The organism is Duganella sp. Root336D2 (assembly GCF_001425005.1).
Lineage (GTDB): Bacteria > Pseudomonadota > Gammaproteobacteria > Burkholderiales > Burkholderiaceae_D > Rugamonas.
This window is the reverse complement of record NZ_LMDB01000036.1, coordinates 218,368-237,076: the sequence shown is the minus strand read 5'-3', so window position 1 is coordinate 237,076 and position 18,709 is coordinate 218,368. Positions and strand designations below refer to the sequence as shown.

The following is an 18,709-nucleotide window of genomic DNA, read 5'->3' as shown; positions in this document are numbered from 1 at the left end:
AATATCCAGTGCTTAAAGTAAAGGAGCCCGTGCCATGAACCTGCTGCCAACCCGTGCTGAACTCGACGCCGCTGCCACCATCGTCTACGGCGCCATGCCTGCCACGCCGCAGTTTTCGTGGCCGCTGCTGAACGAGGCGCTGGGCACCGAGGCCTGGGTCAAGCACGAGAACCACACGCCGATCGGCGCCTTCAAGGTGCGTGGCGGCCTGGCCTATATGCACCAGCTGATGCAGCGCGAGCCTGGCTTGCAAGGCGTGATCGCCGCCACGCGCGGCAACCATGGCCAGTCAGTGGCATTCGCCGCGCGCCGCCACGGAGTACGCGCCGTGATTGTTGTGCCGCATGGGAACAGCGTGGAAAAGAATGCCGCCGTGCGTGCCCTCGGCGGGGAACTGATCGAGCATGGCGAGGACTTCCAGGCCAGCCATGAATATGCCCAGGCGCTGGCGCGGCGTGAAGGACTGCACATGGTGCCGTCCTGCCACCCGGACGGCGTGGCCGGCGTCGCCAGCTACTGGCTGGAGCTGTTCCATGCGCAGCCGGCGCTCGACACGGTATTCGTGCCGATCGGCCAGGGCTCAGGCTTTTGCGCGGCGATTGCAGCGCGTGAGGCGCTGGGCTTGCGCACCCGCGTGATCGGCGTGGTGTCGGGACATGCAACCGCCTATCTCGATTCCTACCGTGGCGGCGAGTTGCGCGAGGCGCCTTCCACCACCGAACTGGCCGACGGCATGGCCTGCCGACGCCCGCATGCCGGTTCGCTGGAAGTCGTGCAGCGTTACGCGGACGACGTGGTGGCCGTCAGCGATGAAGAGGTGGCGCGCGCGATCCGCCTGTATTACCGGGCTACGCACAACCTGGCCGAAGGCGCGGGAGCGGCGGCGCTGGCGGCGGCCATGCGCCTCAAGCACGATCCGCGCGTGGCGGGCCGCAAGGTGGGTTTGCCGCTGACCGGGGCCAATGTCGATGCGGAGAAGATCATGCGCGTGCTGTCAGAGGTGCTGCCATGACGCCTTATTCACATGATGGCCCGGGTTGGCAGGAGCGCTCCGTGGCGCCCGCCAGCCCGGAAACGCAAGGCACGCTGCTCGGTTTCATCGGCGTCGCCATATTCAGCCTGACGCTGCCCTTCACGCGCCTGGCGGTGGCGGGCCTCGATCCGGTCTTCGTTGCGATGGGGCGCGCCGTGGCAGCTGCTGTACTGGCCCTGTGCTGGCTGCGCTGGAAGCGGGCGCCGTTGCCGACGCGCGCGCAATTGCCAACGCTGTTGGCAGTTACCGTCGGCTGCGTGATCGGGTTTCCGCTATTGACCTCGATCGCCATGCGCACGCTGCCCGCCTCGCACGGCGCAGTGCTGGTCGGCATCCTGCCGCTGGCAACCGCCCTGTTTGCGGCCTTGCGCGGCCACGAACGGCCTTCGCTGGGTTTCTGGTGCATGGCGGCGGCAGGCAGCGCCCTGGTGGTTGGCTTTGCGCTGCACCAGTCCGGCGGCGGACTGCACGCGGCCGACCCGGCAGTTTTCGCGGCCGTGGCGCTGGCCGCCATGGGTTATGCCGAAGGCGGCCGCCTGTCGCAGACCATGGGCGGCGAACAGGTGATCGGCTGGGCGCTCGTGCTGTCATTGCCGCTGGCCGCGCCGGCCACTGCCTGGCTGCTGCGGCGCGACTGGCAAAGCATTGCCGCCACACCAGCCAGCGCCTGGCTGGGCTTCAGCTACGTCTCCGTATTTTCCATGTTCATCGGCTTCTTTTTCTGGTACCGCGGCATGGCGCTGGGGGGCGTGGCAAGGGTCGGACAGGTGCAGCTGGCACAGCCCGGATTATCGTTGGTGGCCGCTACCGTGATCCTGAACGAAACTTTGCATATTGAGCATATTCTGTTCACTTTTGCCGTAATTGCCGTTGTCGGCGCAGGAAAACGCATGAAAGTGGACCGTTGACCGTGACGAATTCGGCAACGCGCAGAGTACAATAACGACTTCACGGAACCATTTTTCTTGGAAATCACATGTCTGTCTACGAAAAACTGAAGTCGCTCGATATCACCCTGGCCGCGCCAGCCGCACCGGTAGCCGCCTACGTCATGCACGTACAATCCGGTAACCAGGTGTTCCTGTCGGGCCACATCGCCAAGAAAGCCGACGGTACCCCATGGGTTGGCCAGCTGGGCAAGAATATCTCGACCGAAGAAGGCAAACAGGCAGCACGCTCGATCGCCATCGCCATGATGGGCACCCTGCAGGAAGCCTGCGGCGGCGACCTGACCCGCGTCAAGCGCATCGTCAAGGTCATGAGCCTGGTGAATTCCACCCCCGACTACACCGAACAGCACCTGGTCACCAACGGTTGCTCCGAGCTGCTGGGCGAAGTGTTCGGCGACGCCGGCAAGCACGCCCGTTCCGCTTTTGGCGTGGCGCAGATCCCGCTTGGCTCCTGCGTTGAAATTGAACTGATCGCCGAAATCGCTTAACCCCCGCTAGAGATTGAATATGAAAATCGAGAACCAGAACCCATTGCAGTGGAACTTCTCCGAGCGTGCCAAAGGCATGCAGGCGTCCTTCATCCGTGAAATCCTGAAGGTCACCCAGCAGCCGGAGATCACTTCCTTCGCCGGCGGCCTGCCATCGCCAGCCACTTTCCCGGTGGAGATCATGAAGGCAGCCTACGACAAAGTACTGTCGACCAATGGCAAAGTCGCCCTGCAATACGGTCCGACCGACGGCTACATGCCGCTGCGCCAGTGGATCGCCGATTCGCTGTCCCAGAACGGCGCCAAGATCTCGCCGGAACAGGTGCTGATGGTGTCCGGTTCGCAGCAGGCGCTGGACCTGATCGGCAAGGTGCTGATCGACGAAGGCAGCAAAGTGCTGGTCGAGACCCCGTCCTACCTGGGCGCGCTGCAGGCATTCTCGGTGTACCGTCCTGAATTCCATTCGGTTCCGTCCGACGAACAAGGCCTGATCCCGTCCTCGCTGGACGCCATCGCGGATGGCGCGCGCCTGCTGTACGCGCTGCCTAACTTCCAGAACCCGACCGGCCGTTCGCTGTCCGTGGCACGCCGCCAGGAGCTGGTGGAAACCTGCGCCCGCCTGAACCTGCCGCTGATCGAAGATGATCCATACGGCGCGCTGTCCTATACCGGCCAGCCGAGCCCGAAAATGATCGCCATGAATCCGGAAGGCGTGATCTACATGGGTTCCTTCTCCAAGGTGCTGACCCCCGGCATCCGCCTGGGCTATGTCGTGGCTCCGCTGCCGATGGTGCGCCGCCTGGAACTGGCCAAGCAGGCAGCCGACCTGCACACCGCGCAACTGACCCAGATGGTGGTGCACGAAGTGGTGAAGGACGGCTTCCTGGACAAGCACATCCCGACCATCCGCGAACTGTACGGCAACCAGTGCAAGGCCATGCTGGACGCCATGGACCAGCACTTCCCGAAGGAAGCCACCTGGACCAAGCCGGACGGCGGCATGTTCATCTGGGTCGAGCTGCCAAAGCACATCAACGCGATGGAGCTGCTGGACGAAGCGATCAAGAACAAGATCGCTTTCGTGCCGGGCGCACCGTTCTACGCCAACGAGCCGGCCACCAACACCCTGCGCCTGTCCTTCGTGACCGTGCCGCCGGAGCGCATCCACGCCGGCATTGAAGTGCTGGGCAAGCTGATCAAAGCCCGCATGTAAGCCAAGCCTGCGCAGGATGAAATTCATTTCGAGGATCATCCTCGCAGCATGCCTTGCCGCCGGCGGCGCACACGCCGCCGATGCCAAGCCTCCCGTCGTGCTGGTGCACGGCTTCCTTGGCTTCGACAACACCACCCTGGGCGGCACTTTCCGCTACTGGGGCGGTTTCAACGATATCGCACAGCACATCAAGGCCGGCAGCGGCCGCGAAGTATTCACCGCTGGCGTAGGACCGGTCAGTTCGAACTGGGACCGCGCCATCGAACTGTATTACCAGATCAAGGGCGGATGTGCCGACTACGGCGCAGGCCACACGGCGCAGCATGCGGCCGCCGGCCATATCCAGAAGCCGGCCGGCAAATGCTGGGCAGCCGATCCCGCCAATAACCCCGACAAATATCCGCCCGCACTGTATCCGCAGTGGGATGCCGCGCACCCTGTCCACCTGGTCGGGCATAGCCAGGGCGGCCAGACTGTCCGTACCCTGATCCAGCTGATGGAACAAGGCAGCGTGGGCAGCGGCGCGGTACGCGGCTGGGTGACCAGCGCCACCTCCATCGCAACGCCGCATAACGGCACTACGCTGCGCGATATCGTGGTCGGCTGGCTGCCGGACGCGTCGACCCTGGCCGGCCTGGCAGTGCAGGCGGCAGGCGCCGGCGGTTCCAGCGGCGCCGGCTTCAAATTCCGTCTCGAGCAGTTCAACATGAAGGCCAGTGCGGCGGAATCGATCGACGACTTCTTCGAGCGCACCCGCAGCCATCCGTTCTGGAGCCTGGACAACCACGATTCGGCGCAGTGGGAACTGTCGCCGGACGGCGCCAGCGCATTGAATAGCTGGGTAAAGACTTCGCCCGACGTCTACTACTTTTCCTTCAGCGCCCAGGCTACCGAATCGCTAAGCCTGTTTGGCAAGGAATTCCAGTACCCGCGTCCCGACATGCTCTTCTTCCTGCAGGGCATGGCGGGCGAATGGGTCGTGCCGTCCTTCGGCCAGCCGGGCATGGGTTCGTTCCAGCAAACCGCCGCCGGGCGCGTGCGCACCGACCAGCGCTGGTTCGCCAACGACGGCGTCGTCAACACCGTCAGCATGGCCGGGCCGGAAGGCAGCACCATCCAGCCGCTTGCCGGGCAAGCGCTCAAAGGCGCCTGGAATCATGTCGACACCATGCGCGGCATGGATCACTTCGACGTGATCGGCTGGGATGGCAAGCCTTCCGCCTCGCTGAAGATGTACGTCAAGCTGCTGGCGATCCTGTCCAAACTCGATTAAGCGGGCCGCCTGGCTCGCCGTGCATTGCGATTGGCTCCGCAGGCACGGTTGTGCGCCAACCGTGCGCAATCCCCCCGTGGTGAAATGAATCACACAAAAAACCACGGGAGACAACCGCATGAAAGTGCTATCGAGCCTCACCCTTGCCGCCTGCCTGGCCGCCTCCTCGGCCCACGCTGCCAATAGCGATCCGGTCGTGCTGGTGCATGGCTTCCTCGGTTTCGGGCCGGAGACCTTTGCTGCCACCGGCTTCAAGTACTGGGGCGGCTTCAACGACATTGCCGCGCATATCCGCGGCACGCAGCGCCCCGTGTTCACCGCCGGCGTTGGGCCGGTCAGCTCCAACTGGGACCGTGCGGTCGAACTGTATTACCAGGTCAAGGGCGGTTGCGCCGACTACGGCGCGCGCCATACGGCAGACAATGCCGCTGCCGGCCATGTCCAGAAGCCGGCCGGCAAATGCTGGGCCACCGATCCCGCCAACAACCCGAATAACTATCCTGTTGCGCTGTATCCGCAATGGGATGCCCAGCACCCGGTGCATTTCGTGTCGCACAGCCAGGGCGGCCAGACCATCCGCACCTTGATCCAGCTGCTGGAAAAAGGCGCGCCGAACGGCGCCGGCACGGAAGGCAGCGGCGCCCTGTACGCGGGCGGCAAGGCGGGCTGGGTGAAAAGCGCAACGTCAATCTCGTCGCCGCACAACGGCACCACGCTGCGCGACGTGGTGGTCGAGTTCGTGCCGAAGGTTTCAGAACTGGCAGGCAGCATGGTCGAGATGGCGGGACTGGGCGGATCCGGCGGCAGCGGCTACAAGTTCCGGCTCGAGCAATACGGCCTGGCGCAGGGGCCGGCCGAGTCGATCGGGGACTTTATCGACCGCACGCGCGGCGCGCCGTTCTGGCAGCTTTCCAACCATGATGCGGCGCAGTGGGACCTGGGGCCGGACGGTGCCGCGCAATTGAACGGCTGGGTGAAGACTTCACCCAACGTCTACTACTTTTCCATCGGCTCGCGCGCCACCGAACAGGGCCACTGGTGCTGCAACAACACCGACCGCGTGATCGCTCCGTTCCAGAACAGCGATTACCAGTACGCCCGCAACGACATGATCTTCTTCCTGAAGAACACCGCCGGCGAATGGGTGGTGCCGTCGATCCTGCAGCACGGCATGGGCTCCTACCGCGCGCCCGAGTGGTACCCGAATGACGGCGTGGTCAATACCGTCTCGATGCGCGGCCCTTCCGGCCAGCCGCAGCGCAACTTCGACGGCGCGCCGGTCAAGGGAAGCTGGAACTATATCGGCTACTACGACCAGTACGATCACTTCGACGTGATCGGATGGGATTCTCCGACATGGGCGGTGTACCCGATCTACGACAACCTCCTCAGCATCATTGGCGGCCTGTGATGGTGCGCGCGACGTTAGCAATTGCATCGGTCGCGCTGGCGGCCGTACTGTGGCGGGCCGGCGCACCGGCGCCTTCGCCTGCCGTCCCGCTCACGCCGCCCGCGCCGGCAGCCGGCGGCGGCACGGCGGCATCCGCGCCACCGGCCTTGCCTGCGCCGGTTCCGCCGCGCAGCGCGGCCCCGACGGCCAGTACCACGCCCGCCGTCGCAAGCGTCGAAGCCGCGGTGCGCAATGCACGCCGCCATGGCAAAGGGGAACAGGAAGTCCATCGCCTGCGCAGTGCGCGGCTGCCGGCCGAACAAGTGGAGGCGCTGGCGCGGATGGAGGCGGCCGAAGCGAACTGGCAGCAACGCCTGGAAGCACTGCAGGCAGCATGTGCCGCCAACATCGGCTGCGACGACGCGCGCGCAAGCTTCACGCGGGAAGAACTGGCGCGCACCACGGCCTATGCCGCGCCGACGCTAAGGCAGTAAGGCAGTAAGGGCTAAGGCGCCGGCGCCAGCATCCTGCTCGCCTCATCCTGTCCCATATATTGGGTGACCAGGCGCAGCAGCGTGCCATCGGCGCGCATGTCTTTCATCAGGTTCGCCCGGCGCCGTGAGTCCTCGGCGCTGAACAGCTTCTTGCCCATCAGGAGGTTGGCCGGCCCGCGCGGCGTGCTGCCACTCCAATCCTCAATACGCACCCTGCCCGCAATGATTTCATCTTTCAGGTAAGCGCCGTAGGCCAACTGCGGAGCAAGCAGCGCCTGGAAGCGGCCGACCCTGAACATGGCGTACAAACGATCGCCATCATCCATCCTCAACGCGGCCGATATTACGCAACTGGGTTACGCAATCTTCGTACGCCGGTCCGGCAGCATAGCCGCGCCCGAAACCAAGCCGCAAATTGGGATCAGCAATGAAGGCCGCCATGGAATGCACGCTGCCGCCGGCATCCCCGCAGGATGATCATATTCTTCAGCCACATATACGGCTCGGCCCAGGCAAACACCATGCGCTCCGGCGTAGCGGCAGCGGAAAGGGTCATATCGACGCCGCCGCTTGCCCTCCCGATGTCACCAATCGCTTTTCGATTATGACACGCGAGAACAGCCGCGCCCATTTATTTGCTGGCGACGTTGACCATGCCCTTGAAGTCATACGGAATCACCACGGTCTGCACCTTGCCCGCAGCGATACCTTCTGCGATCTTCATCTGGGCCTGCGCCTGCATGTAGGAGATGGCGCCGGCATTGGAATTCAGGGCAGCGATACGTTCGGCTTCCTTCTTCGCGATCTGCACCTCGACTTCCTTGGTCTTCTCCTCGTTTTTCGCGCGCACCAGGTTGTCGGCGCTGGCCTTGACCGCATCGCTAGGCACCATGCCGCCTACGCGCACCTGCGAAACCGTGATGCCGCTCAGCTTTTCATCGTTCAGCGTCGCGATCATGGTGGCCTGGATCTCCTCCTCGATCTGCGAACGGTTGTCGTTCATGTTCAGCGCCTCGTACTTGCGCGCCACCTTGTACACCGCGTTGCGCGCGGTCTGGTATATGTAGGCGTGCATCAGGTAGATATCGCCGCTGGCATCCTGCGTGTGGAAGGAGCGGCTCTTGTTGACCCACAGGTCCGACACCGCCGACGGCGTGATGTTGTAGATCACCGCCAGGTCGAAGTCCTTCATGGTCGAATTGTCCGCCGCCAGCGGCATCAGGTCGCGCACATCGACGCTGACGTCCTTGATCGGGAAGGTCAGGATGGAACCGACGATGGTCTGGTTGAAACTGCCGGCCACACGCTCCTCGGCTTCCACAGTCTTGTCGAAGTTGACGCGCAGGCCCACCTCGCCGGTGTCGATCACCTTGCAGCCGGACAGGGCGACAGCGGCAAACAGGATGGGGACCAGCAGGAGCTTTGGTTTTTTCATGGCTATCTTAATGAGTTGGACGAAGCGCCATTCTATTGCTTTCTGGATAGATAAAAATCATGCAAAGATGATTAAGATTACCGTTGCCGAATAGTTAGCGAAAATGTTCAGATATACACGGAATGTCACAACTTCCCTTACTTCGACGGAAACTTTCACCAACTATCACCAACCCAACGTCTTTTTTAGGCAAAACCTTCCTTGAATTTCTACAATTCCAATTGGCAACACGGTATCATCAGGGCCATATCCTACTCACCCCTAGTCAGCATGAATCAAGGCGGTACCAGCTTTTCGCCACGGCGTGATGCCGTGATTTTGATTGTTGATGATGCGCCGGACAACCTCTCGGTCCTGCGCAAGTTGATGGTCGAGCAGGGTTACCAGACATACGTCGCCAACTCCGGCGAGCGCGGGCTGGAAATCGCGCGCCGCGTGCACCCTCACCTGATCCTGCTCGATGTCATCATGCCCGGCATGGACGGCTTCGAGACTTGCCGCCACCTGAAATCGCACCCGGCCACGGAAGACATCCCGGTGCTGTTCATGAGCGCGCGCAACGAACAGGAAGACGTCGTGGCCGGCTTCGAACTGGGCGCGGTCGACTACATCGGCAAGCCGCTGCGCATGGCCGAAGTATGCGCGCGCGTCCGCACGCAGCTGCAGATCCGCTTTGCCACGGAAACGCAGCAGGAACAGTCGGAGCGCCTGCGCACCATCGTCAACAATATGGCGGAAGGCTTGCTGATCATCGAAGCCGATGGCCGCATCCAGTTCACCAACCCCGCCTGCGACCAGTACCTGGGATACATGTCGCACGAGCTGGCCGGCAAGTCGATTTCCGACTTGCTCAATCCACTGGTGGCCGACGAATACCTCGAGTACTTTGCGCGCTACGCGGCCAATCCTGAAGCGGCGCACAGCCACGGCACGCGCGAAGTGATCATCCGCCACCGCACCGGCAAATCGGTGTGCATGGACTTGACGCTGACGCCGATGTTCCTGCGCCAGCCCTTGTTCATCGGCCTGCTGCATGACATCACCCACCACAAGCTGTCGGAAGATGCGCTGCAGCGCGCAGCCATGATCGACCCGCTGACCAAGATTGCCAACCGGCGCCACTTCGACTCCTTCCTCGAGAAGGAATGGCAGCGCGCCATGCGCACCGGCGCCCCGCTGTCGCTGGTGGTGCTGGATGTCGACCATTTCAAGCTGTACAACGACACGCTGGGCCACGCGCAGGGCGACGTCTGCCTGCAGCAGGTAGCGCAGGCAATCAGCGCGCATGCGCTGCGCGTGACCGACCTGGCAGCGCGCTACGGCGGCGAGGAATTCGTGCTGCTGTTTGCCGAAACCGACGCCGACGCCGCCTTCCAGATGGCCGAGTCGATCCGCACGCACGTGGAATCGCTGCACATCCCGCATCCGCGCTCCGTGACTTCACCCCACATCACCGTCAGCATCGGCGCAGCAACGCTGTGCCCGACGCCGACCGACAACATCGAATCCCTGTTCGTCGCCGCCGACCGCGCCATGTACGCCGCCAAAGAAGACGGCCGCAACCAGGTACGCGCCACCCGCCCGCCCACCACCGCCATCGAAGCCGCCCGCGCCGCCCTCGCCAAACGCTAATTTGAAAGTCGGGGTCAGGCCTGGCAATCCGCCATTTTGGCGGATTGCCAGGCCTGACCCCGACTTTTTCCTTTATAGCTTCTCGGGGTAGCCGGTGATTGCGGCGATTTCTGCGTACATGGGCTGCAGGCGTTTGTACATCTTCAGGTAGACGCGGTGGTAGAGCTGGTCGTAGGTTTTGCGGTGGGCGGGGTCGGGCTGGAAGACGCGGCCTTTGCGCGTCATGGCGTTGATGGCGCTGTGGAAGTCCTGGTGCAACCCGAGGCCCGCTGCGATGGCAATGGCGGCGCCAAGGCCGCTGGTCTCGTAGACGTGGGCACGCGCTGCGGGCAGGCCGAAAATGTCTGCGGTGAGCTGCATGGCGGCGTCGCTTTGCGAGCCGCCGCCGGCTACGCGCAATTCCGTGATCCTGGTGCCGCTGCGCTTTTCTATGCGCTCGCGGCCTTCGCGCAGGGCGTACGCCAGGCCTTCGAGGATGGCGCGGTACATGTGGGCGCGAGTGTGCACGTCGCCGAAACCGATCATCGCGCCTTTCGCTTCCGGTCCGGGCACCTTGATGCCGGGGCTCCAGTACGGTTGCAGCATCAATCCCATCGAGCCGGGCGGCACTTCGTTCACCAGGCGGTCGAACAGCGCTTCCGGCGGCATGCCCTGCTCCACCGCGGCCGATTGCTCGAGATGGCCGAACTGCTCCTTGAACCAGTTGACCATCCAGTAGCCGCGGAAGATCTGCACTTCGGTGCTGTAGGCGCCGGGAATCGCTGCCGGGTATGGCGGGATGAAGGGCGTGACTTCGAGGTACTTGCTGGTGGTGGTGTTGATGGTGGCGGTGGTGCCGTAACTGAGGCATCCGATATGCGGTTCCAACCCGCCGGCGCCGATCACTTCGCAGGCTTTGTCGGCGGCGGCGGCGACCAGCGGCACGCCTTGCGGAATGCCGGTGGCGGCGCAAGCCGATGCGCTGATTGCCCCGATCACTTCGCCCGGCTGCAGCAGCTCGGGCAGTTGGTCCGGGCGCACGGCCAGCGCCTGCCATTTCCAGTCGCGCGCGCCGGCCCAGGCGTGGCGCTTGTAGTCGAACGGCATGTAGGCGACCTGCGAGCCGATGGAGTCGGCGAAGCGGCCGCTCAGGCAGTGATTCAGGTAGCCCGAAAGGAGCAGGAATTTGTGTGTGCGCTCCCACAGGCCGGGCTGGTGGGCCTTGATCCAGTTGACCTCCGCTTCGCGGCGGAAGTAGTCGATGGTGCCGTCCACGCCGGCCAGCTTGAAGGCAGCCGTCCACAATGGGCCGATTGGCGGCACTTGCTCGGTGCGTCGCTGGTCCAGCCAGGTGATTGCCGCGCGCAGCGGTTTGCCGTCGCTGTCGACGGCGACCACGGTGCCGCGCTGGGTGGTGACGGCGACGCCGGCGATGGCGCTGCGCGGGATGTCGGTCACGGTCCACAGCCGCTGGCAAGCGGCGCACACGGCGTCCCAGTAGCTTTCGGCCTTGTGCTCGGCCCAGCCGGGTTGTTCGGAGTAGTAGGCCGGCTGCAGGTGCACCTGCGTCTTGGCGACCAGGTTGCCCTGCAGGTCGAACAGCAGCGCGCGCACGCTTTGCGTGCCATTGTCGATGGAAAGGAGGTATTTGCTCATTCGCGTGCTTTCGGCAGGCTGTAGTTCGATCGGCATAATGCCAGATATGCCGCTTCTTCGGCAGCCCAGCGCTGGTCGTCCCAGCCCAATTCCGGCTGGCAGATGGCGCGCACGCGACCCAGCACCGCCGCTGCCCCGTTGCAGAGCTGGATGCCGAGGCGGCTGCGGCGCAGCATCAGGTCTTCCAGGTGCTGTACGGACTCGTGGCGCGCGGCCCAGCGCAGCTGGGCCCAGAGCGTTTCGGTGCCGGGGATTTCTTCGAGTTCGCCTTCCCGGGCGGCGGCGACCAGTGCGTCGGCTTGCGCACCGTAGCGGCCCTGCAGGCGCCGGCATTGGCCCGGCGACAAATGCCGCGGCCTGGCGGCGCTGGCCGCGGCCGGAAAAATGGCCTGCGGCGCGAGGTCCGGCTGCCAGTGCGGCAGCTGCGGCACCGCGTGGCGCAGCACGTCGAGCGCGATGGCGCGGAAGGTGGTCAGTTTGCCGCCGGTAACGGTCAGCAGCCCGTCCTGCTGCCACAGCACGTGGTCGCGGGCTTCCTTCGAGGGATCGGCCTTGCCGGTGTCGATCACCGGGCGCACCCCGGCGTAAGTGGCCAGCACGTCGGCTTCGCTGATTGCCAACCGTGGGAACTGGTCGTGCAGGGCGGCCATCAGGTAATCGGTTTCTTCCTGCGTGATGGCAGCTTCGCGCTGCAGGTCGGTGCGGTGGTCGACGTCGGTGGTGCCGACAATCGTGACGCCTTCCCATGGGAAAGCGAATACCGGGCGGCCGTCGTGCGGGTGCATCAGGCTGATCGCCTGCGCCAGCGGAAGGCGCCAGGCCGGCAGCACCAGGTGGCTGCCGCGCAATGGGCGCAGGCGCGCTGCGGGTTTGTCGTGCAGGCGGTCGGCCCAGGCGCCGGTGGCGTTCACCACCAGCCTGGCGCTGACCTCGTGGGTTTCGCCGCTCACTGCGCAGCGCACCAACGCACCGCGCACGCGCCCTGCATCCGCCCCTGCCAACGATTGCACGGCGCAGTAGTTGACGGCAACGCCGCCATGCGCTTGCGCTTCCTGCAGCACGCGCATGACCAGGCGCGCGTCGTCGGTCCTGGCGTCCTGGTAGCAGATGCCGCCTTGCAGGCCCTCGGTGCGGATATGCGGCGCCATTGCCAGGAACTCCTGCGCGCCGAAATAATGGCGCGCGCGCTGCCCGGCCATGCGGTCGTAGATTGCCAGTCCAAGCAGGAAGGCGCGGCGGCCCGGCTTGCGCCCGGCATAATCGCCAAAGGCAAAGCCCAGCGGCTCGACCAGTCCCGGCGCATCGCGCAGCAGCGCATCGCGTTCATGGACCGATTCACGGGTCAGCGCGAACTGCCCTTCCTTCAGGTAGCGCAAGCCGCCGTGAACCAGCTTGGAGGAGCGGCTCGACGTGCCCCAGGCGAAGTCGCGCTGCTCCACCAGCATGGCGCGCAGGCCGCGCCGCGCCGCTTCGAGCAGGATGCCGGCGCCGGTGATGCCGCCGCCGATTACCAGCAAGTCCCACTCCTGCGCCAGCAAGCCGGCCACCTGCGCGCGGCCGCCCGGCATCCAGTGCTGCGCGCCGCCTGCGTCGGCGTAGCCGGCAGCCGGCTTCATGCTGCCTGCCCCGCCGGCAGCAGCTTGCCGGGATTCATGATGCCTTGCGGGTCGAAGTGCGAGAACAGCGCCTGCATGGCTGCGATGCCGGCGGCGCCCTTTTCCGCCGTCAGGTATGGCGCGTGGTCGCTGCCCACGCCGTGCTGGTGGCTGATGGTGCCGCCATTGTCGACAATGGCCATGCTGACCGCATGCTTGAGCGCACGCCAGCGCGCCATGTCCGTTTCAAAGTCGCCGCCCAGGCGGTAGACGAAGGTCGTATAAACGCTGGCGCCCTGGGCATACAGGTGCGACAAGTGGGTGTAGGTATGGACCTTCTCGCCCATGCCGCCCAGCGCACCGGTCGCTGCCGCTTCAACCGCCCGCATCATCGCCGCCACGCGCGGCCAGTCGACCGCCGTCTCCACCGTGTCGATCACATAGCCCTGCTTCCAGGCGGCGTTGCGCAGGTAGACGTTGCGGAAGCGGCCTTCCTTCCATTTGTCGCCCATGCGGCGCCCAACGTGCACACCGCCGAAGCCGCGGCAGGTCGAGATGGCGCCGCGCAGGGCGGCGCGGGCCTGGGCCCGCGGGCCGCTGGCGCCGATCATCAGCATGCATTTGCCATCGCTGCAGCCGCGCAGCTTCAGCCAGCCTTCCAGCAGGCCAATCAGGCGCTTGTGGCCGGCCAGCGCCAGCATGGTCACCGTTTCCAGGGGATTCGACAGGCGCAGCATCGACAGGCCGCCGCGCGCCTGTGCCAGCGCTCGCACGGCTGTTTCGGCGCGCTCCCAGTCCGGGAAGAAAACGGCGTGGAAGGCTTCATATTCCGGCACCGCGCTGACGCGCACGGTGGCCTCGGTCAGGATGCCCATGCGGCCTTCGGAACCGAGTACGAGTTCGCGCAGGTCGGTGCCGGCCGCCGAAGCCGGGAACGTCTGGATGTCCAGCCGCCCTTGCGGCGTCTCCACCACGCCACCGGCGAACATCTGCTCGATGCGCCCATAGCGCAGGGATTGCTGGCCGGAAGAGCGGGTAACGACCCAGCCGCCCAGCGTGGAGTATTCGAACGATTGCGGGAAATGGCCCAGCATGTAGCCGTGCGCCCGCAACTGCGCTTCCAGGTCCGGCCCCAGCACGCCGGCGCCGAAAGTGGCGAGCTGCGACTGCTTGTCCAAATGGTGCAGGCGGCCCATGCGCGTCATGTTCACGGCCAGTACAGGCTTGTCGCCGGCCGGCGCGGTCAGGTGGCCTGCCACGCTGGTACCGCCGCCCTGCGGGATCAGCGACACGCCGTGCTGCTGCGCGTACTCGATCAGCTCGCGCACCTGCTGCGAGCTTTCCGGATACGCCACGCCATCCGGCGCGCTGCCAATGCGGCCGTAGCGCAACTTGAGCCAGTCCGGCAGGCTTTGGCCAAGCGCATTGCGCAAGCGCACAGCCGGTGCCGTATCGATCATGGGGTGCGGCGGCAGGCGCGATCCGGCAAGCGAAGCGCAAGCGGCGTCGAAACTGGCATCCTGCACCGCCCGGCCCTGGCCAACCAGGCTGGCCAGGAACGCCAGCGCATCATCATGCAGCGGATACTCGACCGTCTCGTCGCCCCAACCGTTCCATCGTTTCATGTGCAATCCCTTGTTATACTTTGCTCAATAGACTTTAATCCATCGCCACCTGCCAGTCTTGCTTTTTCATGCCAGCCGAATTGTTCGATCATGCCAAGCCTGCTCGCGTAGCGGGCTCCTACCTGCAACCTGTGCTGGAGGCGGCGGCTGCGCGCGGGGTGACGGCGCAGGCGCTGGAGCAGGCCGCCGGACTGCCCGCCGGCGCCCTGGAGCCGCTGCCGGAAGCCCTGCCGGCCGATACCTATGTGAAGCTGCTCGATACTGCCGCCCGGCTGGCCGGCGATCCGCATTTCGGCCTGCACGTGGGCGAGCGCGTCAAACTGGGCACCTACACGGTGTATGGACTGGTCCTGCTAAGCTGCCGCGACTTCGGCCAGGCCTTTGAGCAGACCATGCGCTACGAACAGCTGGCGCACGACCTGGGACGCTCCACGCTGCAAGTCCATGGCGCCCTGGCCGACTACACCTGGCATTCGAATTACCCGGCGCAGCACCGCCACCTGGCCGACAGCGTGTTTGCCGGCATCCGCGTCTTCGGCAACTGGCTCGCAGGCGCCACGCTGCCGCCGGCCGAACTGTCGCTGATGCACGATGGCGGCGATCCGGCCGGCCACGCCGAGTACATGCGCGTGTTCGGCGCCCTGCCCCGTTTCAATGCGATGTCCAATGTGGCGCAGTTCGAAGCTTCGCTGCTGGCATGGCCGGTGCCAAATGCGGACGTGAGTCTTTATCCGGTGCTGCAGCAGCATGCCGAACAACTCCTCAGGCAGCGCGCTGCAGCGGCTAACGCCGGCATCGCGGCACAGGTGCATGAAGCCATCGTGCGCCGGCTGTCGCAGGGCCAGGTGCGGGTTGCCAGCGTGGCGGAAGACCTGGGACTGGCGCCGCGCACGCTGCAACGCAAGCTGTCGGACGCCGGCTCCAGCTTCCAGCAGGTGCTGGACGAAGCGCGCTTTGCCCTTGCGCGCGACTATTTGCGCCAGCCCGGCCTGTCGCTGGTCGATATTGCGTTCCTGCTTGGCTACCAGGAGCAAAGCGCTTTCACCCATGCCTTCCGCGAATGGTCGGGCATGAATCCGGGGGCGTGGCGCACGGCGGGGCGCTAGATTTCAGTGCCGCGCACGCGGACAAAGGGGCCGATGCAGCTTCCCATGTCGCGCCGCTGGCACATCAGGAACATATTGTTCGAAGGATGGAACACGATGAAGGACTGGATGATGTGGCCGACCTCGGTAATCTCGCCGGTGCAATCCTTCTTGCCGTTGTCTTTCACGATCTTGTCGTTGGAGTGGTAAAAACCATCGCCGTCGGGCTGGTCGTCGATCTGGAACTCGGTTTCCGCTATCTCGGCAGCGCTGGTGATCAGGGCCGAGCCGTCGGCGCGGATACGGTACATTTCGTGACAGGAGCCATCAGGCAGTTCGAAACGCCAGGTGCCGACAATCGGGTGGTCGGTGCGCAAGGGGCCAGCCAGCGTACTTTGGGCAGCCAGCAGGGCTGCGGCGAACAAAAGGATCGGTTTCATGGCAGCCCCCGGCGGAGTGTTTAGGCTCAGTATAGCCCTGTTGCGCTATTTGCACTTTCCTGTTGCCGTCATTTTTCCGCAGCCGCCTTCAGCTGCGCCAGCCCCTGTTCGAAGTCCTTGCCGATCATCTTGTCCATGCTGAAGAACAGGGCCGCAAAAGCACAGGCAATGCGCTTGGCGTCATGGTCACGGTGAACACCTCCTCCACCGGCGGCGCGCCGGGCACGGCCTCGATCGTGAAGTTGCGCGCCACCATGGACAGCAGGACCCGGATCTCGCTCATGGCCAGATAGCGGCCCGGGCAGAAACGCGGGCCGCCGCCAAACGGCACCATCCTGCGGGCGGGGTCGTCCAATTTTTCCTTCATGGCGGGATCGAGCCAGCGTTCGGGCCGGAACTCGGCCCCATCGGCCAGCGGCACTTCGCGTTCGAACGAATGGCGCACCAGCATGAAGGCCACGGTGCCCGCCGGCACCTGCACGCCATCCAGCGCCACGTCCTGCACCGCCTCCGCGCCCAGGATCGGTGCTACGGGCTTGAGGCGCATGGATTCCTGGACGCAGGCGTCCAGGTAAGGCATTTGCGCCGAACTTGCCGCAGCATCGGCCTCCTCGGCCAGGCGCGCGGCAGCTTGCGGGTTGCGCGACAACAGGTAGAGCAGCCAGGCGACGGTGTTGGCTGTGGTGTCCTCGCCGGCAAACACCATGATGATGGCATTCGCCCGCACCGTCTCGTCGCTGATGCCGGAACCGGGGATGTCCGCCGCCGCCAGCATGGCTTCCAGCAGGTTGCCCGGCTTGTCGTACAGCGCCGGATTGGCTGCCATGCGGGCCCGCGCGCCGGCAACGAAGCCGTCCACCGCAGCGCGTATGCGCAGGCCGGCGGCCTCGGTGGCATGATCGGCAGGCAGCTTGATGGTGCGCCAATAGGCGATCGGCGCTACCAGGCGCCGCGCCACCTGGGTAAACACGAATTCGATATCCTGCTGCAGCGGATTGTCCTCGTTCCGGACCATGTCCTGGTCCTGGCCCATGGCCATGCCGATCGCGACATCGAGGGCAAATGCCTTCAGGTCGCGCAGCAGGCGTTGCGGCTGCCCGGTTTCCGCCGCTGCCAGCCAGCGCAGGCGCAAACGTTCGGACATGGCCGCAAGCCTGGGATGGAAGCGATTGATGACTTCCGGCGTCAAGGCATGCATGACCAGCTTGCGCTGGCGGCGCCATTCCTCGCCCTCGGCCGCGAACACGCCCACCGCCGCCGCTTCTTCAAGGATGCTGGCCACGCGCCGCGAGCGCCGCCACTGGTCCGGGCGATCGTGCAGGATCTGCGCAATATCGGCATGCCTGCTGGTCACGATGAAGCGCCGCTCCATCAGGCGCATGCGGTAGATCGGCCCATACTCGCGCGCCCACTGCTCCAGTTTCTGGTGGAAATGGGCAGTATCGATTCCAACATTCCCCACCAGCGGCAAACCGGCGGGACCAGGCAGGTGATCCATGCTGCGCCTCCTTCAGAAAACGCTCCCGGAGCGCCGGTCAAGGATTGACCCGGCTCCACTCGCACCAGCCGCCGTCGTAGACGCTGATGCGCTCCCAGTCCATCAGCCAGGCATAGAAGAATGCCAGCGAAGCCCGCCAGCCGGTACCGCAGTAGAAAGCGGTGCGCTGGCATGGCTCAATTCCCGCCTGCCGCCATAGCGCACTGATTTCCGCCGAAGGTTTCATCGTTCCGTCAGCGTGCTGGTATTCGCTCATGCTGTGCACATCGCCATCGTTGCCGGCGCGGCCCCAGCGTGCGCCGGGGATGTCGCCGCGCGCATCGATATAGCTGTAGCCGGAAGTGGCGCCGACGTGCTCTTGCCAGGTGCGGATACTGACCAGGGCGCCATCCGGCTGCTGCAGCAGTTCGCGCGCCTGGGCGGTGTCGATCAGGAAGTCGGGGCGCGCCGGGAAGACGGCGCCAAAACTGGCGGCGGCCTGCGGCAACGGGCCGGCACCCTGCTCCAGCGCGTGACCGGCGCGCAGCCAGCCATCGAAGCCGCCATCGAGCAGGCGCACATCGGCTACGCCGGCATACAGCATGAGATGGGCGGCGCGGGCGGCGGCCAGCGAACTGCGGCCGTACAGGATGACGGTGGTGTCGTGGCGGATGCCGTTTTCCAGCAGGAGCGCCAGCAAGGCATCATTGGATACCTTGTTCCACAATGGCTGCCGTTCGAGGCGGTTGGTGTCGATGTAAGCGGCGCCGGGAATATGGCCGGACTGGTAGTCGGCCAGGCTGTCGCAGCCTACCTCGAACAGGCCCCATGCCCCGCCAGGCGCCCCCAGCACGGGCGCGCCATCGAGCAGGCGCGCCAGCCAGGCAGGCGATGGGAGCTGGCGCCAGCGCGCCAGGTCGGGACGGAAACCATGCATTTAAAAC

The 18,709-nt window shown here is 65.0% G+C and carries 18 protein-coding genes; 9 read left to right on the top strand and 9 right to left on the bottom strand.

The window, feature by feature from the left end:
* Positions 1-34 precede the first annotated feature (34 nt).
* From ASD07_RS23630 to ASD07_RS23600, 7 genes are all read left to right on the top strand, one after another.
* The gene (locus tag ASD07_RS23630) at positions 35-1,012 is read left to right on the top strand and encodes a threonine dehydratase (RefSeq protein ID WP_055935976.1); all 978 of its coding nucleotides are present in this window, start codon (positions 35-37) and stop codon (positions 1,010-1,012) included.
* Positions 1,009-1,941: a DMT family transporter gene (locus ASD07_RS23625; protein ID WP_082507535.1), complete on the top strand. Its 933-nt coding sequence runs from the start codon at positions 1,009-1,011 to the stop codon at positions 1,939-1,941. Before ASD07_RS23630 ends, ASD07_RS23625 begins: the two co-directional genes overlap by 4 nt.
* A gap of 68 nt (positions 1,942-2,009) precedes the next feature.
* Complete coding sequence (locus ASD07_RS23620; RefSeq protein WP_055935973.1) at positions 2,010-2,471, top strand: RidA family protein; 462 nt, start codon at positions 2,010-2,012, stop codon at positions 2,469-2,471.
* Positions 2,472-2,490: 19 nt separating this feature from the next.
* The gene (locus ASD07_RS23615; protein ID WP_055935969.1) at positions 2,491-3,684 is read left to right on the top strand and encodes a PLP-dependent aminotransferase family protein; all 1,194 of its coding nucleotides are present in this window, start codon (positions 2,491-2,493) and stop codon (positions 3,682-3,684) included.
* Positions 3,685-3,700: 16 nt separating this feature from the next.
* The gene (locus ASD07_RS23610; protein WP_055935967.1) at positions 3,701-4,957 is read left to right on the top strand and encodes a triacylglycerol lipase; all 1,257 of its coding nucleotides are present in this window, start codon (positions 3,701-3,703) and stop codon (positions 4,955-4,957) included.
* A 118-nt stretch (positions 4,958-5,075) separates the two neighbouring features.
* Entirely contained in the window at positions 5,076-6,368 is a 1,293-nt protein-coding gene (locus tag ASD07_RS23605; RefSeq protein WP_055935964.1) for a triacylglycerol lipase, read from the top strand.
* Positions 6,368-6,841 (top strand): lipase secretion chaperone, encoded by a 474-nt coding sequence (locus ASD07_RS23600; protein WP_055935961.1) that lies wholly within the window; start codon positions 6,368-6,370, stop codon positions 6,839-6,841. Before ASD07_RS23605 ends, ASD07_RS23600 begins: the two co-directional genes overlap by 1 nt.
* Before the next feature lie 11 nt (positions 6,842-6,852).
* Here the strand turns inward: ASD07_RS23600 and ASD07_RS23595 are convergent, their stop codons facing one another.
* From ASD07_RS23595 to ASD07_RS23585, 3 genes are all read right to left on the bottom strand, one after another.
* Positions 6,853-7,167 carry a hypothetical protein gene (locus tag ASD07_RS23595; RefSeq protein WP_055935958.1) on the bottom strand — a complete coding sequence of 105 codons (315 nt, stop codon included), beginning with the start codon at positions 7,165-7,167 and terminating at the stop codon, positions 6,853-6,855.
* 95 nt (positions 7,168-7,262) lie between these two features.
* A complete protein-coding gene (locus ASD07_RS32115) occupies positions 7,263-7,397 on the bottom strand; it encodes a hypothetical protein (RefSeq protein ID WP_255357028.1) in 135 nt (44 codons plus the stop codon).
* Positions 7,398-7,472: 75 nt separating this feature from the next.
* Positions 7,473-8,276, bottom strand: a complete 804-nt coding sequence (locus ASD07_RS23585) for an SPFH domain-containing protein (RefSeq protein WP_055935952.1) — start codon at positions 8,274-8,276, stop codon at positions 7,473-7,475.
* A 270-nt stretch (positions 8,277-8,546) separates the two neighbouring features.
* Here ASD07_RS23585 and ASD07_RS23580 point away from each other — a divergent pair, with 270 nt between their 5' ends.
* Positions 8,547-9,908 carry a diguanylate cyclase domain-containing protein gene (locus tag ASD07_RS23580; RefSeq protein ID WP_055935949.1) on the top strand — a complete coding sequence of 454 codons (1,362 nt, stop codon included), beginning with the start codon at positions 8,547-8,549 and terminating at the stop codon, positions 9,906-9,908.
* A gap of 72 nt (positions 9,909-9,980) precedes the next feature.
* Here the strand turns inward: ASD07_RS23580 and ASD07_RS23575 are convergent, their stop codons facing one another.
* Genes ASD07_RS23575 through ASD07_RS23565 form a run of 3 tightly spaced genes read right to left on the bottom strand, consistent with a single transcriptional unit; the run spans position 9,981 to position 14,763 of the window.
* A complete protein-coding gene (locus ASD07_RS23575; protein ID WP_055935946.1) occupies positions 9,981-11,543 on the bottom strand; it encodes an FGGY-family carbohydrate kinase in 1,563 nt (520 codons plus the stop codon).
* Positions 11,540-13,159, bottom strand: coding sequence for a glycerol-3-phosphate dehydrogenase/oxidase (locus tag ASD07_RS23570; protein WP_082507534.1), 1,620 nt, complete (start codon positions 13,157-13,159; stop codon positions 11,540-11,542). The genes ASD07_RS23575 and ASD07_RS23570 overlap by 4 nt, the downstream gene beginning before the upstream one ends.
* Positions 13,156-14,763 carry an FAD-binding oxidoreductase gene (locus ASD07_RS23565; protein WP_055935943.1) on the bottom strand — a complete coding sequence of 536 codons (1,608 nt, stop codon included), beginning with the start codon at positions 14,761-14,763 and terminating at the stop codon, positions 13,156-13,158. Before ASD07_RS23565 ends, ASD07_RS23570 begins: the two co-directional genes overlap by 4 nt.
* Before the next feature lie 68 nt (positions 14,764-14,831).
* On the opposite strand from ASD07_RS23565, the gene ASD07_RS23560 reads away from it, so the two are divergent.
* Complete coding sequence (locus ASD07_RS23560; RefSeq protein ID WP_055935940.1) at positions 14,832-15,869, top strand: AraC family transcriptional regulator; 1,038 nt, start codon at positions 14,832-14,834, stop codon at positions 15,867-15,869.
* On the opposite strand, the gene ASD07_RS23555 is transcribed toward ASD07_RS23560, so the two are convergent.
* The 3 genes from ASD07_RS23555 to ASD07_RS23545 form a co-directional block, all read right to left on the bottom strand.
* Positions 15,866-16,288: a hypothetical protein gene (locus tag ASD07_RS23555; protein WP_229207269.1), complete on the bottom strand. Its 423-nt coding sequence runs from the start codon at positions 16,286-16,288 to the stop codon at positions 15,866-15,868. The genes ASD07_RS23560 and ASD07_RS23555 overlap by 4 nt on opposite strands.
* A gap of 124 nt (positions 16,289-16,412) precedes the next feature.
* Positions 16,413-17,786 carry a cytochrome P450 gene (locus ASD07_RS23550; protein WP_055935937.1) on the bottom strand — a complete coding sequence of 458 codons (1,374 nt, stop codon included), beginning with the start codon at positions 17,784-17,786 and terminating at the stop codon, positions 16,413-16,415.
* 37 nt (positions 17,787-17,823) lie between these two features.
* Positions 17,824-18,702, bottom strand: coding sequence for a sulfurtransferase (locus tag ASD07_RS23545; protein ID WP_055935935.1), 879 nt, complete (start codon positions 18,700-18,702; stop codon positions 17,824-17,826).
* Positions 18,703-18,709 lie beyond the last annotated feature (7 nt).